Origin of the sequence: Ideonella sp. (assembly GCF_041914305.1) — a bacterium.
GTDB lineage: Bacteria > Pseudomonadota > Gammaproteobacteria > Burkholderiales > Burkholderiaceae_C > Ideonella.
Map to the genome: position 1 here is coordinate 90,333 of NZ_JAYSDQ010000021.1, position 15,551 is coordinate 105,883.

General features: G+C 67.8%; 13 protein-coding genes and 1 tRNA gene. 11 read left to right on the top strand and 3 right to left on the bottom strand.

Going from position 1 to position 15,551, the window contains the following annotated elements:
* Window positions 1-129 precede the first annotated feature (129 nt).
* The 5 genes from ACE3SG_RS23885 to ACE3SG_RS23905 all read left to right on the top strand — a co-directional run bounded on the left by ACE3SG_RS23885 (window position 130) and on the right by ACE3SG_RS23905 (window position 6,267).
* Window positions 130-1,410, top strand: a complete 1,281-nt coding sequence (locus ACE3SG_RS23885) for a glutamate-5-semialdehyde dehydrogenase (RefSeq protein WP_374568732.1) — start codon at window positions 130-132, stop codon at window positions 1,408-1,410.
* Window positions 1,407-2,006 (top strand): arsinothricin resistance N-acetyltransferase ArsN1 family B, encoded by a 600-nt coding sequence (locus tag ACE3SG_RS23890; protein WP_374568733.1) that lies wholly within the window; start codon window positions 1,407-1,409, stop codon window positions 2,004-2,006. Before ACE3SG_RS23885 ends, ACE3SG_RS23890 begins: the two co-directional genes overlap by 4 nt.
* Window positions 1,993-2,709: a 7-cyano-7-deazaguanine synthase QueC gene (gene queC / locus ACE3SG_RS23895; RefSeq protein WP_374568734.1), complete on the top strand. Its 717-nt coding sequence runs from the start codon at window positions 1,993-1,995 to the stop codon at window positions 2,707-2,709. Before ACE3SG_RS23890 ends, queC begins: the two co-directional genes overlap by 14 nt.
* Complete coding sequence (locus ACE3SG_RS23900) at window positions 2,709-3,278, top strand: LemA family protein (protein WP_374568735.1); 570 nt, start codon at window positions 2,709-2,711, stop codon at window positions 3,276-3,278. The genes queC and ACE3SG_RS23900 overlap by 1 nt, the downstream gene beginning before the upstream one ends.
* A gap of 286 nt (window positions 3,279-3,564) precedes the next feature.
* Entirely contained in the window at window positions 3,565-6,267 is a 2,703-nt protein-coding gene (locus ACE3SG_RS23905; RefSeq protein WP_374568736.1) for a TonB-dependent receptor domain-containing protein, read from the top strand.
* A gap of 97 nt (window positions 6,268-6,364) precedes the next feature.
* On the opposite strand, the gene ACE3SG_RS23910 is transcribed toward ACE3SG_RS23905, so the two are convergent.
* The gene (locus ACE3SG_RS23910; protein WP_374568737.1) at window positions 6,365-6,790 is read right to left on the bottom strand and encodes a BLUF domain-containing protein; all 426 of its coding nucleotides are present in this window, start codon (window positions 6,788-6,790) and stop codon (window positions 6,365-6,367) included.
* 4 nt (window positions 6,791-6,794) lie between these two features.
* On the bottom strand, window positions 6,795-7,541 hold the full coding sequence (gene folE / locus ACE3SG_RS23915) for a GTP cyclohydrolase I (RefSeq protein WP_374568738.1): 747 nt from the start codon (window positions 7,539-7,541) through the stop codon (window positions 6,795-6,797).
* 115 nt (window positions 7,542-7,656) lie between these two features.
* On the opposite strand from folE, the gene rsmB reads away from it, so the two are divergent.
* From rsmB to ACE3SG_RS23945, 6 genes are all read left to right on the top strand, one after another.
* Complete coding sequence (rsmB, locus tag ACE3SG_RS23920; protein WP_374568739.1) at window positions 7,657-9,012, top strand: 16S rRNA (cytosine(967)-C(5))-methyltransferase RsmB; 1,356 nt, start codon at window positions 7,657-7,659, stop codon at window positions 9,010-9,012.
* A 73-nt stretch (window positions 9,013-9,085) separates the two neighbouring features.
* Entirely contained in the window at window positions 9,086-9,622 is a 537-nt protein-coding gene (locus ACE3SG_RS23925) for a DUF4390 domain-containing protein (protein ID WP_374568740.1), read from the top strand.
* 211 nt (window positions 9,623-9,833) lie between these two features.
* Window positions 9,834-12,092, top strand: coding sequence for an ATP-binding protein (locus tag ACE3SG_RS23930; RefSeq protein WP_374568741.1), 2,259 nt, complete (start codon window positions 9,834-9,836; stop codon window positions 12,090-12,092).
* Between the two features lie 45 nt (window positions 12,093-12,137).
* On the top strand, window positions 12,138-12,860 hold the full coding sequence (locus ACE3SG_RS23935) for a response regulator (protein WP_374568742.1): 723 nt from the start codon (window positions 12,138-12,140) through the stop codon (window positions 12,858-12,860).
* A gap of 19 nt (window positions 12,861-12,879) precedes the next feature.
* A tRNA-Phe gene (locus tag ACE3SG_RS23940) sits at window positions 12,880-12,955 on the top strand.
* A 174-nt stretch (window positions 12,956-13,129) separates the two neighbouring features.
* Entirely contained in the window at window positions 13,130-14,440 is a 1,311-nt protein-coding gene (locus tag ACE3SG_RS23945) for a tyrosine-type recombinase/integrase (protein ID WP_374568743.1), read from the top strand.
* Between the two features lie 577 nt (window positions 14,441-15,017).
* Here the strand turns inward: ACE3SG_RS23945 and ACE3SG_RS23950 are convergent.
* Entirely contained in the window at window positions 15,018-15,536 is a 519-nt protein-coding gene (locus tag ACE3SG_RS23950) for a DUF2514 family protein (RefSeq protein ID WP_374568744.1), read from the bottom strand.
* Between the last annotated feature and the right edge of the window lie 15 nt (window positions 15,537-15,551).

Sequence of the window (15,551 nt, forward strand, 5' to 3'; positions counted from 1 at the left end):
GGCTCGCGCAGCGGACCGGCAGAGCCGGATCCGCGCACGCCACTTGACGGGGGGCGGCGCTGCGCGCGCCCAAGAGGGTGCCACCGGCTCCCTGACACCTGCGGAGCGCCGTGAGGGCAAAATCGACGCATGACTGCGCACGACATACCGGCCTACATGGCCCACCTGGGCGCCGCGGCGCGCGCCGCCAGCACGCGCATGGCGCGCGCCGGCACGCGTGAGAAGAACGCCGCGTTGACCGACCTGGCGCAGCGCCTGCGCCACAGCGGCCTGGCCCTGGCCGAGGCGAATGCACGTGACATCGCCGCCGCCGAGGCGGCGGGCCTCGCCGCGCCGCTGGTCGACCGCCTGCGCCTGACCGACAAGGTGATCGCGACGGTGGCCGAAGGCTGCGAGCAACTGGCCGCGATGCCCGACCCGATCGGCGAGATCACCGGGGTCAAGCGCCGCCCGAGCGGCATCAGCGTCGGCCAGATGCGGGTGCCGCTGGGCGTGTTCGGCATGATCTACGAGAGCCGGCCGAATGTGACGATCGAAGCCGCGTCGCTGGCCATCAAGAGCGGCAACGCCTGCATCCTGCGCGGCGGCTCCGAGGCGATCCACTCGAACCTGGCGCTGTGGAAGCTGGTGCAGCAGGCGCTGGTCGCCGCGGGCCTGCCGGCCGAGGCGGTGCAACTGGTCGAGACCACCGACCGTGCGGCCGTCGGGCGCCTGATCACGATGCCCGAATCGGTCGACGTGATCATCCCGCGCGGCGGCAAGGGCCTGATCGAGCGCATCGCCGCCGAGGCCAAGGTTCCGGTGATCAAGCACCTGGACGGCAACTGCCACACCTATGTCGACGCCGAGGTCGACCTCGACCAGGCGGTGACCGTGACCGACAACGCGAAGACCCAGAAGTACAGCCCCTGCAACGCGACCGAATCGCTGCTGGTGCATGCGCGGGTGGCTGCGGCCTTCTTGCCGCGCATCGGCGAGGTGTTCGCCGCCAAGGGGGTCGAGATGCGCTGCTGCCCGGCCAGCAAGGCGCTGCTCGCCGCCGTGCCGGGCGCCAGGCTCGCCGACGCGACCGAAGCCGACTGGGGCGAGGAATACCTGGCGCCGGTGATCAGCATCAAGCAGGTCGCGTCGCTGGACGAGGCGATCACGCACATCAACCGCCACGGCTCGCACCACACCGATGCGATCCTGACGACGAACCACCCGAACGCGATGCGCTTCTTGCGCGAGGTCGACTCGGCCAGCGTGATGGTCAACGCCAGCACCCGCTTTGCCGACGGCTTCGAGTACGGCCTGGGCGCCGAGATCGGCATCTCGACCGACAAGTTCCACGCCCGCGGCCCGGTCGGGCTCGAAGGGTTGACCTCGATGAAATGGGTGGTGCTGGGGCAAGGGGAGGTGCGGTCATGATCCGACTGGCGACCGAGGCCGATGCGACCGCGATCGCGGCGATCTATGCGCCCTGCGTGAAGGGCACGCCCATCACGTTCGAATCGGTGCCGCCCGGCCCGGCAGAGATCGCCGAGCGCATCGTGCAGACGCTGCCACGCTGGCCCTGGCTGGTCTACGAGGCCGACGGCGCGGTGGTCGGCTATGCCTACGCCAGCGCCTTTGCCCAGCGCGTCTGCTACCGCTGGTCGGTCACGACCACGGTCTATGTGCGAGACGACCAGTGGCGCCGCGGCATCGGCCGGCGCCTGTATGTCGCGCTGCTGAACCTGCTGGCGCAGCAGGGCTTTCGCAGCGCCTACGCCGGCATCACGCTGCCCAACGAGGGCAGTGTCGGCCTGCACAAGGCGATGGGTTACGAGCCGGTGGGCGTGTACCGCGACGCGGGCCACAAGCTGGGCCGCTGGCACGACGTGGCCTGGTTCCAGCGCGCGCTGCAGCCCAACGCGCCGCGGGTCGAAGAGCATCCGGCCGAGCCGGTCGATGTGAAGGCGGTGCTGGCCGTGCAGGCGCCGCTGTGGGCCGACACCGAGTGGTCGATCGGTGGCGGGTCCTGAGGTGACCGGCCGCCACGCATTGGTCCTGTTCTCGGGCGGGCAGGACTCCACCGTTTGCCTGGCCTGGGCCCTGAGCCGCTTCGAGCGTGTCGAGACGCTGGGCTTCGACTACGGCCAGCGACACCGCATCGAGCTGGACTGCCGCCGGACCGTGCGGCGCGAGCTGGCGGTGCAATTCCCGCACTGGGCGCCGCGCCTGGGTGACGACCACCTGCTGGACCTGTCGCTGCTGGGCCAGATCGGCGACAGCGCGTTGACCAGCGAGCGGGCGATCGAGATGCAAGCCAACGGCCTGCCCAACACCTTCGTGCCCGGGCGCAACCTGCTGTTCCTGACCTTTGCCGCAGCGCTGGCCTACCGCCGCGGGCTGAGTGTGCTCGTTGGCGGCATGTGCGAGACCGACTATTCGGGCTACCCCGATTGCCGCGACAACACGCTCAAGGCGATGCAGGTCGCGTTGTCGCTGGGGCTGGCGACGCCGCTGACGATCGAGACGCCGCTGATGTTCCTGACCAAGGCCGAAACTTGGGCGCTGGCCGACCAGCTGGGCGGCGCGGCGCTGAACGAGCTCGTCGTCGAGCACACGCACACCTGCTACCTCGGCGACCGGGGGCAGCGCCACGACTGGGGCTATGGCTGCGGCCAATGCCCGGCCTGCCAACTGCGGGCTGCCGGCCATGCGGCGTGGGTGGCGGGGCGCTGATGGAATCCGGTTTTGACTGGGCCAGCTGGGGGCCGTTGCTGGCCAAGGTGGGCGGCGCGGCCGTGCTGCTGTTCTGGGTCGTGGGGGCCTACAACCGCCTCGTTCGCCTGCGCGGCGCGATTGGCGTGGCGTGGGCGCAGATCGATGAGCTGCTGGCGCGCCGCAGCCTCCTGCTCGAGGCCCTGGCCGACGCGGTGCGCGAGCACCTGGTCGACGAAGGCATGACGCTGGCGGCGCTGAGCCAGGCCGACCAGCGCCAGCGCAGCGCGGCCCTGGCGGTGCGCGCCCGCCCGTCACACTCGCCGGCCCTGGTCGCCTGGGTCTTGGCCGAAGCCGAGCTGGCCTCGCCGCTGGCGCGGCTGCAGGCGCTGCTCGAGCAGCACCCCGAGCTGGCGGGCAACGAGCCGGTGCTGCCGCTGCAGCGCCAGCTGGTCGAGCTGGCGCCGCGCCTGGTGTATGCGCGCCAGCTGTTCAGCGACGCCGCCGAGGCCTACAACGCAGCGCTGGAAGAGATCCCGACACGCGCCGTCGGGCGGCTCTTCGGCATGAGGCCTGCTTCCAGACTGTAGGCAAAACGCCACGTCTGGGCTGCGGATTCGCTGTCAAAAAGGCGTTCCGGTCAACAAATGTCAGCCGTTTTGGAAACTAAGTGTTAACCCGACGTTTCGGGGCGGCGAATGTTGCTTAGCGTGAAGAGTTCTTCAACCTTTCGTGAACTCCCTCATGCCACATCGCCACCAGGCTTCCCGCCCAGCGATCCGGCGCACGGTCTTGGCGCTCGCCTGCGCCAGCCTTGCGACGGCCGCTTGGAGCCAGGAAGACACCACCAATCAGCCCGCCGCTCAGAAGATCGAGGTGACCGGTTCCCGCATCAAGCGCATTGATGCCGAAGGCGCCTCACCCGTCCAGGTCCTGCGTCGCGAAAACATCCAGCAGACCGGCGCCACGACGATCAGCGAAGCGCTGGCGACCCTGTCCAGCTCGACCGGCAGCCTGACCGACATCGGCGGCAGCAATTCGTTCGCGCCGGGCGCATCGTCCGCCTCGCTGCGCAACCTGGGCAAGCAAAGCACGCTGGTGCTGCTGAACGGGCGCCGCATCGCCGCCTACCCGTTGGCCGACTACTCCGAAGTCTTCAGCAACCTCGACACGCTGCCGCTGGATGCGGTGGAGCGGATCGAAATCCTGAAGAGCGGCGGCTCGGCGCTGTACGGCTCGGACGCCGTCGCCGGGGTGATCAACATCATTACCCGCACGTCCTATCAGGGCGTGCAGGTCGCTGCCAGCGGCCAGCAGTCGATCGACAACGGCAAGTTCCAGAGCCAGTCGGCGTCGATCACCGGCGGTTTCGGCGACATGTCCAACGACGGCTACAACGTGCTGGCCAACTTGGAGTTCTATCACCGCGACAACTTCTTCTGGAGCGACGTCCTGGGCGACGCCAACAAGAAGTACGGTGAGTTCTCCCCCGGCTTCGGCACGCCGTCGACCTACTCGTACCCGGGCAACGTGATTGGCGTCGGCCCCGTCGATGGCTGCGACCCCGACATGATCATCGGCGGCCTGTGCCGCTATGACCGCTACGAGCGTTTCGAGGTCATCCCGCCGACCGACCGGACCAACCTGCTGGTGACGGGCCGGATGCGCCTGGGCGAGGACATGACCGGCTTTGCCGAAGTGCTGTACTCGCGCATCGAAGCGGCCTACAACGGTGCGTTCCAGGCCTACGGCGTGGGACTGGGCTCGACACTCTGGGGCGACCCGCTGACCAGCGGCAGCAAGGCCTTCTACTACCGCGGCCTGCCGGCCGGCCATCCGCTGAACCCGACCGGCGAAGAGGTCGAGTTCCGCTATCGCTTCGTCGATGGCCCGTCGGAAGAACACACCACCACCGACCAGTACCGCGTGCTGGCCGGCGTGCAAGGCGCTTGGTCGACCTTCGACTGGGAAGTGGCTGGCGGCATCTTGGGCGGCAACACCAAGGACAAGCAGCGCGGCGCCTTCAGCGACAGCGGCTTCAAGGCCATGATCGGCGACTACAACGCCGACGTGCTGGCGCCCGACTTTTTCAACAAGGCCAACGGTTACCACATCGGCCAGAAGAACTCGGCCGCGGTGTTGAACACCTTGTTCCCGACCTTCGGCTACAAGGGTGAATCGACCCAGACGTTCCTCGACGGCAAGATCAGCGGCGACATCGCCAAGTGGGATGCCGGCAATGTGGGCCTGGCGACTGGCTTCGACCTGCGCCACGAGAAGATGACGATCACCCCGGACGAGCGCCTGGCCACCGGCGACATCGTCGGTTTCGGCGTCAGTCAGTCCGACGCCTCACGCTCCTTCGGTGCTGTCTTTGCCGAATTGAGCCTGCCGCTGATGAAGGACCTGGAGGCGCAAGTCGCTGGCCGCTTCGACCATTTCCCCGGCTTCCCGACACACTTCTCGCCCAAGGTTGGTCTGCGCTACCAGCCGATGCCTGAGCTGCTGCTGCGCGGCACCTACGAAGGTGGCTTCCGTGCGCCGAACCTGACCGAAAGCGCGCAGTCGACCAAGTTCGCGTTCCAGCCGGGCATCGACGATCCGAAGCGTTGCCCGCAAGCCGTGGCACTGGCTGAAGACTTGGTGGCGCAGGCCGACGGTCTGCCCGATTCCGATCCCAACAAGGCCCTGCTCTACGCGCGCGCTGACAACATTCAGCAAAGCGAGTGCCAGACCAGCGTGGCGTTGGTCACAGCGAACAACCCGGACTTGAAGCCCGAGACGTCGCGCTCGTTCACGCTCGGGATCGGCTTCCAGCCGATCCGTCACTGGAGCGCGACGGTGGATTACTGGAACATCTACCGCAAGAACGAGATCGGCCTGAAGTCGGTGCAGGATCTGCTGACCACCGAAGACAACCTGCCGCCGGGCGTGCTCAATCGCGGCGCGCTGACGGACGACACCACCTTCACGTCGGCCGAGCAGGCTCAGTACGGGGTTGCTGCCGGCCCGCTGCAATCGGTGCACGGCCAGTTCGAGAACCTGCTGAAGACGAAGACCGCCGGGGTCGACCTTTCGGTCAAGGGCGAGGTGCCGACCCCGATCGGCCCGGTGTCGCTGGATGTCGATGCGACCTACACCCTCAGCTACTACGCCTGGAGCACCACCCGCGACGGTTGGGGTGACAACCAGGCGGGCCGCTATGGCGTGCCGCGCTGGGTGACGGCCATCACCACCGGCCTGAAGACGGGCGACTTCAGCCAGTCGCTGCGTTACGTGTGGAAGAGTGGCACTGCGCTGCAGGCCGACTTCGACGACACGACCTGGTCGCCGGATGGCTGCGCAGAAAACGGCGTGACGCCGGAGCAGTGCAAGATCGGCGACTACAACCGCTGGGACTACTCGATCGCCTACTCGGGCATCAAGAACCTGGTGCTGGGCCTGCACGTGCGCAACGTGTTCAAGCAGCGTCCGCCGCCCGACTTCCGCGCCTTCGGCTTCGGCGGCATCATCCCGCCGGACAGCGAAGACGTCCAGGGCCGCATGCTGAAGCTGTCGCTGCAGTACAAGTTCATGTGATGAACGACGCGGCCGCCTCCCGGCGGTCGCGACCCAACAGAAAGGCGCCCTCGGGCGCCTTTCTTCTTTGCGGATTCTGGAACGAGACCGACGGGCCTCAGCTCTGGCAGACCACCGCCGCCGTCGCCACCAACTCGTCGAACAGCGCGACCGCCGCCTTGCCTGACACTGCGTACGGGTCGAGAGCCGAGGTCTCGGAATACTTCAGCATCAGCGCCGGGTTCAGCCGCGCCATGTTGACCTGGCCCATCGCCCAGCCGGCAAAGCGCCGCTCGTCGATCTCTTCGTACGACAGCAGCGTCACCTCGGTGTGGCGGCTGTCGGTGACGATCTGGTTGTAGAGCCGGTTGACCGCCGTGCGGCCGCCTTCGAGCACCTGGATGAACAGCTCGCCCGAGCTGCACAGCACACCGGTGATGCCCAGCTTGGGGTTGGTCGCGCGGGATTGGCGCAGGATCTGCGCCAGCTCTTCCGGGTCCAGCGGCTTGGCGGCGCGGCTGGCGTACATCAGGCGAACGAGCACAGGCTTACTCCTTCTTCGACAGCAGCGACAGAAACTCGCGCCGCAGGTTCGCGTCCTTCAGGAACGCACCGCGCATCACGCTGTTGGTCATCGCCGAGTCGTTGTCTTTCACGCCGCGCCACTGCATGCAGAAGTGGTCGGCCTCCATCACGATGGCCAGGCCGTCGGGCTTGACGCGGTCCTGCAATTCGTCGGCCAGCATGATGACGGCCTCTTCCTGGATCTGCGGCCGGGTCATGATCCAGTCGGCGATGCGGGCGTACTTGCTCAGGCCGATCAGGTTCGAGTGCTCGTTGGGCAGCACGCCGATCCAGACCCGGCCGAGGATCGGGCACATGTGGTGCGAGCAGGCGCTGCGCACGGTGATCGGGCCGACGATCATCAGCTCGTTCAGGCGCGAGATGTTCGGAAACTCGGTCACCGGCGGCATCGGCTGGTAGCGGCCGCGGAAGACTTCTTCGATGAACATCTTGGCCACCCGGCGGGCGGTGTTCTGGGTGTTGTGGTCGCTGTCGGTGTCGATCACCAGTGCCTTCAGCACCTCGCTCATCTTCTCTTGCACCTCGGCCTTGAGCTCGTCGAGCTCGCCTTCGCGCACGAAGGCCGAGATGTTGTCGTTGGCGTGGTAGCGCCGGTCGGCGCCGATCAGCCGGTAGCGGATGCGCTCGGACGCCGGCAACTGGGCCAGATCGGTCTCGTGCAGGATCAGCGCCGGCGTGCGCTGCTTGTCGGGGGATGGGTCTTGGGGCATGCGGGCGCCTTGCCGGTCTGCGGATCGGGCAATCATTGTGAGCCAGGCCGTTCAACCTTGGTGCGACGGGGTGCTTCCCGACGGGGCGCGCATCGGTGGTGGGTAGACTCCCGCGGTGAACGCCCCTGCTGCCCCCGCCGCCGCCTCGCCCGGCTCGCCGCCCTTGTCGCGCCTGCTCGAACTGACCGCCGACGCGGTGCAGGCCGTGCTGGCCGGCCGCTCGTTGACCGAGGTGCTGGCCGCCTGTCCGCCGCCGGCGCGCCCCGGCACCCAGGCGCTGGCGTTTGCGGTGCTGCGGCGCTGGGGTTGCGCCAACGCCGCGCGTGAGCTGCTGGCCCCGCGCACGCCGCCGCCGGCCGTCGATGCCTTGCTGACCAGCGCGCTGGCCCTGCTGTGGCCGAGCGACGCGCCACCGTACCCCGACCACACGCTGGTCGACCAGGCGGTGAACGCGGCGCGGCGCAAGGTGCCGGCCGCCGCCGGCTTCATCAACGCGGTGCTGCGGCGCTTCATTCGCGAACGGCCGGCGATCGTGGCCCAGGCCGGGCACAGCGTGCTCGGCGCGTGGAACCACCCCACCTGGTGGGTCGAGCGCTTGCGCCACGACTGGCCGACCCAGTGGCAAGCGCTGCTGAACCAGGCACAGCAACACCCGCCGATGGTGTTGCGCGTCAACAGCCGCCGCATCAGCCGGGCCGACTACCAGCAGCGCCTGGCCGCCGCCGGCCTGGCGGCCCGGCCGGCCGACGGGGCGGGCCACGAACAGGCGCTGGTGCTGCATCAACCCTGCCCGGTCGACCGCTTGCCCGGGTTCGCACAGGGCGAGGTGTCGGTGCAGGACCTGGCGGCGCAGCGCGCCGCACCGCTGTTGCTGGGCAGCGGCTTGCCGGCGGGCGCCCGTGTGCTCGACGCCTGCGCCGCCCCCGGCGGCAAGACCGCGCACCTGCTCGAGCTGGCGCCGCAGATCGACCTGCTGGCGCTGGACGCCGATTCCACCCGGTTGGCCCGCGTCGACGAGACGCTGCGCCGCCTGGGCCTGGCCGGGCCGCAGGTGCAGACCCGCGCGGCGGACGCCCGCCAGGTCGCCCAATGGTGGGACGGCCAGCCCTTCGACGCGATCCTGCTCGACGCGCCCTGCACCGCCTCGGGCATCGTGCGCCGCCACCCCGACATCCGCTGGCTGCGCCGCCCCGACGACGTGCGCGCGCTGGCGCAGACGCAGGCCGAGTTGCTGCTGGCGCTGTGGCCGCTGCTGAAGCCGGGCGGGCGTCTGCTCTACGCGACGTGTTCGATCTTCCGCGCCGAGGGCGCCGAGCAGATCGACGCATTTTTGCAACGCCAAGGCCCCGATGCCGCCCGGCTGGACCCGGACTCCCCCGGCCACCTGCTGCCGCTGGCTGACAATGCCGGCACAGACCCCGAAGCGGCCCTGGCCGACGGGTTCTTCTACGCCCTGTTGCACAAGCCCTAGAACAAGCCTGCCCGTCGTTGTGAACCGCGCTGCCACGGCCCTCGCACCCGCTGCACACCGTGTCCTCCGCGCGGTGATCGGTGCGCTGCTGATGTGCTGGATGGCGCTGGCCGCCCCGGCTCGGGCCGAGGGCAGCATCGACCTGACGACCTTCGAGGTGAGCCGTGCCGACGGCACGCTGCTGCTCGATTTCGTCGCCAAGCCGGTGCTGAGCAAGGCGGTCGAAGACGCGATGCAGCGCGGTGTGCCGGTCTACTTCGTCGCCCAGGCGGCGCTGTACCGCTCGCGCTGGTACTGGCGCGACGAGCGCGTCGCACGGGTCACGCGCACCTGGCGCCTGTCGTACCAACCCCTCACGTCGACCTGGCGCCTGGGCTTCGGCACCCTGAGCCAGAGTTACCCGAGCGCCGAAGAGGCGCTGGACATGGCCGCCCGTGCCTCGCGCTGGAAGCTGGCCGAGACCGACCAGCTGGAGCCGGGCGAGAAGTACTACGTCGAGTTCAGCTACCGGCTGGACAACAACCAGCTGCCGCGCCCGATGCAGCTGGATCTGGCCGCCCAAGCCGACTGGCAGCTGTCGGTTGAGCGCAAGGTGCGCATAGAACCATGAGCCCCCACGGCCCCGTCCGGGGCCTGCCTTGCAGGCCGCGCCGGGCCAGAGGCCCGGCCCCTCGGCAGGCACGAACAGTCCTCAGGACTGTTCCTGTCCGGCCTCGGCCCCCCGAGGGGGCTCGCGCAGCGGACCGGCAAAGCCGGATCCGCGCACGCCGCTGGGGGTGCGGCGGCGTTCGCCGTGCCGCGGTCGTTGGCAGCTGCTTGCGATGAAGGTATCGACCCGCTGGGGCTGGGGCGTCGCCCTGCTGGTGGCCGCCGGGCTGGGCCTGGTGCTGGCGTTCGTGCTGTCGCTGCTGGCGCAGGGCCCCAGCCGCTACGAGCGGCATTTCGTCTGGCTGTTCTGGGTCAATGCCGCGGTGGCGGCGCTGCTGCTGTTGTTCCTGATCGGGGCCGGGGTGCGCCTGGCGCTGCGGTTTCGCCAGGGCAAGTTCGGCAGCCGGCTGCTGCTGAAGCTGGCCGGCATCTTTGCGCTGGTCGGCGTGTTGCCCGGGGCGCTGATCTACATGGTCAGCTACCAGTTCGTCTCGCGCAGCATCGAGGCCTGGTTCGACACCCGCGTCGAGCGGGCGCTGGACGCCGGCCTGGCGCTGGGCAAGGACACGCTCGCGGCGCTGGCCGCCGACCTGGAGGCCAAGACTCGCACCGCTGGCGAACGCCTGGCCGACCGCGGCAGCACCAACACGCTGGTGCTCGAGCGGCTGCGCGAGCAGCTGGGCGCCGACGAGGTGACGCTGCTCGGCGCCGACGGCAAGGTCAAGGTCACCGCCGGGCAGAGCGCGGCGCTCGGCACCGAGCGGCCGGCGCAGGCCCTGCTGCGGCAGGCGCGGCTGCAGCGCTCGGTCAGCCAGATCGAAGGGCTCGAAGACGAGATCAGCGTCACCTCCGGGCCCGGGCCACGCGTGCGTGCGCTGGCGCGGGTGCCGTCGGCAAGCCTGTCGCTGGCCGAGGAAGAGCTCACGCTGATGGTCGTGCAACCGTTGCCGCGCGCGCTGACCGGCAACGCCTTGGTGGTGCAGGCTGCCTACCGCGAGTACCAGCAGCGCATCCTCGCGCGCGAGGGCCTGCGCCGCATGTACATCGGCACCTTGACTCTGTCGCTGGTGCTGTCGGTCTTTGGTGCGGTGCTGCTGGCGGTGGTGCTCGGCAACCAGCTGGCCCGGCCGCTGCTGATGCTGGCCGAGGGCGTCAAGCAGGTGGCCGCCGGCGACCTGGGGGCCAAGCCGGTGTTCGCGTCGCGCGACGAGATCGGCGGCCTGACCCGCAGCTTTGCCGACATGACCGAGCAGCTCGGCAGCGCCCGCGCGCACGCCGAGGCGAGCCTGCGCCAGCTCGACAGTGCGCGCACACGGCTGCAGACCATCCTCGACAACCTGACCGCCGGCGTGATCGTGTTCGACCGCGAGCGCCACATCGACACCGTCAACCCCGGCGCCACGCGCATCCTGCGGGCGCCGCTGTCGGCCTATGTCGGCCGGCTGCTGGGCGACGTGCCCGGGCTGGCCGATTTCGCCGAGGGTGTCTGGCAGCGTTTCGAGCAGCACCAGGCCAGCCCCGAAGACGGCGAGCGCGACCATTGGCAGGACGCGTTCGAGCTGCGCCTGGGCGAGCGCGACGACAACAGCATCACGCTGCTGGTGCGCGGCGCACCGCTGCCGGGCCGCGCGCGGCTGATGGTCTTCGACGACATCACCGAGGTCGTCTCGGCCCAGCGCACGGCCGCCTGGGGCGAAGTCGCGCGTCGGCTCGCGCACGAGATCAAGAACCCGCTGACGCCGATCCAGCTGTCGGCCGAGCGGCTGCAGCACAAGCTCGAGGCCAAGCTGGCCGAGCCCAACGACCAGGCGATGCTGAACCGTTCGGTCGCCACCATCGTTTCGCAAGTGCAAGCAATGAAGCAACTCGTCAACGAGTTTCGCGACTACGCCCGCCTGCCGGCGGCGCAACTGCAGCCGGTGGACCTGAACGCGCTGGTGGCGGAGGTGCTGGCGCTGTACGGCGACGCGCAGGAGCAAGGCCACCTTGTGGCGCAGGTCGACAGCGGCGCGCCGCTGCTGCGCGGCGACCCGACCCAGCTGCGCCAGGTGATCCACAACCTGGTGCAGAACGCGCTCGATGCGTGCGCCGGCCGGCCCGACGCGCGCGTGCTGCTCAGCACCGAGCTCGAGCGCCACCCCGACGGCCGCGCCCGCGTGCTGCGCCTGAAAGTGACCGACAATGGCCCCGGGTTCGCCGAGAAGGTGCAGAAACGCGCCTTCGAACCCTACGTGACCACCAAGAGCAAAGGCACCGGCCTTGGGCTCGCCGTGGTCAAGAAAATCGCCGACGAACATGGCGCCAGCGTGCGCATCGTCAACCTGCCCCCACGAGAGGGCGGTGACGGTGGCCCGGCCGGGGCGCAGGTTTCGTTATCATTTTCGAGCTTCAGCGAACAGGGACAACGCGCGGATCCAGTGGCGCCCGCTTGAGTCGGCTTGTCAAAGCCGCAGCGGTGCCGTGGTCCGCGGACATGCATGGCAACGATTCTTGTAGTGGACGACGAGATGGGCATTCGTGCCCTGTTGTCGGAAATCCTCACCGACGAAGGGCACACCATCGAGCTCGCGGAGAACGCCGCGCAGGCGCGGGCGACGCGCGAGCGCCTGCGGCCCGACCTGGTCCTGCTCGACATCTGGATGCCCGATGTCGACGGCATCACGCTGCTGAAGGAGTGGGGCTCGAGCGGCCTGCTGACGATGCCGGTCATCATGATGAGCGGCCACGGCACGATCGACACCGCGGTCGAGGCGACCAAGTACGGCGCCATCGCCTTCCTCGAAAAACCGATCACGCTGCAAAAGCTGCTGCGCGCCGTCGAGCAGTCGCTGGCCCGCACGCCGGCCAACAAGGCGCCGGCCGCCGCACCCACGACGATGATGGCCGCCCCGCAGCCGCTGCTGGGCGGCGGCAACGCCGAGATGATGACGGTCGAGTCGGCGATGACCGGCGGCATGGGCCTGCCGGTGCTGCCGGTGGACCTGGGCCCGCAAGCCGAACAAAGCTTCGACCTCGACCGCCCGCTGCGCGAAGCGCGCGATGCGTTCGAGAAGAGCTATTTCGAGTTCCACCTGGCGCGCGAGAACGGCTCGATGACGCGCGTGGCCGAGAAGACCGGCCTGGAGCGCACGCACCTGTACCGCAAGCTCAAGCAACTCGGTGTCGATCTGTCGCGCAACCGGCGCGGCGGAGCGGCGTGATATACTTTTGGGCTTACTTGGCCTGGTAGCTCAGTTGGTAGAGCAGCGGATTGAAAATCCGCGTGTCGGTGGTTCGATTCCGCCCCAGGCCACCAGATTTGGGTCCAGCAAGGACCAGAAAAGTGCAAAACCCCTAAGTGAATCAACCACTTAGGGGTTTTTTCTTTTCCGCATGGGACCAGCTAAAGGCCCATGTTGCCAGCGATCGGACGGGTAAGTTTGCGGATAACGGGTACCTCGGTCGAGCAAGCGCCGATAGAGTTGCCCGCATGACATCCCTAGACACCCTCTCAGACAAGGCGATCCGCGCAGCATTGAAGGTCGCGGCTCAAGACGGCAAGAAGGCTAAGAAGAGCGACGGCGGCGGCCTTCACCTGGAAGTGCAGCCCAACGGAACAGGCTGGTGGCGTTTCCGCTACAGGTTTGCCGGCCGAGAAGGCATGCTGTCGCTCGGCGTCTACCCGGACGTGCCGCTCGCCCAGGCCCGATCGCAACGCGATGAAGCCCGCCGGCAGGTTGCCGCAGGCATCAACCCAAGTGCGGCTCGCAAAGCCGAGAAGGCAGCCAGGATCGCCGAGGCTGATGCCGAACGCATGGTCGCCGAAGGCCTCCCGCCTCCCGGCTCGTTTGAACACGTTGCCCGAGAGTGGTGGGCCAAGGTGCACCAGGTCAAGGTCAGCGAAGGGACTGCCGAACGGACGATGATCCGTTTCGAGACGGACGTATTCCCATGGTTGGGCTTTCGTCAGATGAGCACTATCGAGCCGCCCGAATTGCTCAAGTGTCTGCGGCGGGTCGAAGAGCGCGGTGCAATCGAGACCGCCCATCGAATCAAAGACGCATGCGGGCAGGTGTTTCGGTATGGGATAGCTGCCGGATACTGCCCCAGGAATCCGGCCGCCGATCTAAAGGACGCACTGCAACCGGTACAGACGCGCCACTTGGCAGCCATTACCAATCCGAAGGGGGCGGCCCAACTGCTGCGAGACATGATGGGGTACCGCGGGCATCCGGTAACGCGTACGGCCTTGTCCTTGTCAGCCATGCTTCTGCTGCGGCCCGGTGAATTGCGGCAACTGGAATGGGAATGGGTCGACTTTGATGATGCGTCGATCTCCGTGCCTTCGATGCTGATGAAGCGTGCCAAGACTCAGAAGGAGAATGATCCGCCCCACGTTGTGCCGCTGGCTGGGCAGGCAGTCGAAGCCTTGGTGGAACTGCAGCCACTTACCGGCAAGGGGCGCTACATCTTCCCCTCCATGCTTTCTACAAAACGGTGCATGAGCGAAAACACTATTCGCGCCGCGTTGCGCCGACTTGGTTACGGCAACGATGACATGACGGCGCACGGGTTTCGCGCCATGGCCAGAACCATGATCGCCGAGCGGCTAAATATTGACCCTCACATCATTGAAGCTCAGCTCGATCATTCGGTGCCGGACCTGAATGGACGTGCCTACAACCGTACTCAATACTCCGACCAGCGACGCGACATGATGAAAAAGTGGGCCGACTACCTTGATGAGCTGCGTGACGGCAATGGCAAACCTGTGGCAACTGTTGTCAGTCAGGCTGCCTGATTACCTGAACGCACAAGCCGGCCTGCTTGTCGTGCGGTATCTGAACGTGCGTCGTGCCCGACGGCAAGTGGCCCCGTGTTGGTCGTTGGGAAAATGGAGTGCTGACTGAACTGGCCGTGGCGGTTCAATCTCTTCATCGAAACTGCTACGGCCAGCAATGACCACAGAGAATCAACGGCGATCTTCAGTACATGCCGTTTTGCCCGACCTGGCAGAGGTCGCGCTCATTGACGCTGCGGCCTGCGCCGCCACCGGCGCGATGTCGGTCAGTTGGTGGCATGCACAGGTTGCGGCCGGGCATGCGCCGCTACCTGCGGTGCGCAGGCCGCGTTGTACACGTTGGCGTTTGGCGGACGTGCGCACCTTCTGGGTAGCGTTCGCTGAACAGGGCGAAGCCGATGAGGAGCGCGCGCAATGTCAAATTGCGAGGGCGAGGCATGCCAGCAACAAGGCCCGCGATGTTCGCGCCATTGGTCGTCGCGCTTGATGTCAGCACACTTGCCACAGCACTGAACTGCAGCGGGCTATCGAGCTCGGGGCGAGGGACGATCCCGCCGACCAGTTCAGTGGCGTCGAGTCAAGGAATGTCTTGCCGTCTTCCATCGGTCAATGAGTCATAGGCTCGCTCACACGCTGTACCGGAGTTTGAAGCGGCGTCGGCGAAGGCAGCAAGCTCTCCTGCAGCTTGCTCAATCCGCCCGAGCATGTCGACGAGCACAGCGCCGGCCGAACCGGCTGTCTGGCTTCCATCGGCAACGGGTAGATCGCTGGGGCCGGCACAACGGATGGCGAGTTGGCCGGCGCGCTCGCGCAGCCGCTCAGACACAGCCACGCGGCGAGCCAGATCCTCGGCGGTGCGTTGCGCCGACCGTCGTGCAAGCTGGACGATTTCAAGTTGGGCTTCCTTTCTGCGTTGTTCTTCGATGCGGGCGGCCTCGGAGGCCTCGCGTGCATTGCGCTCGACCTGTGCGACATAGGCCAGATGCGACTGCCGGGCCTCGGCAAGCGCAGTGCGACCGTGCAACCACACGCCGGCAGTGCCGGCGAGCGACGCTAAGAGCAGGCCGGCCAGGATCGGGACAGAGCGATTCAGCATGAGGCCGGGCCCGCG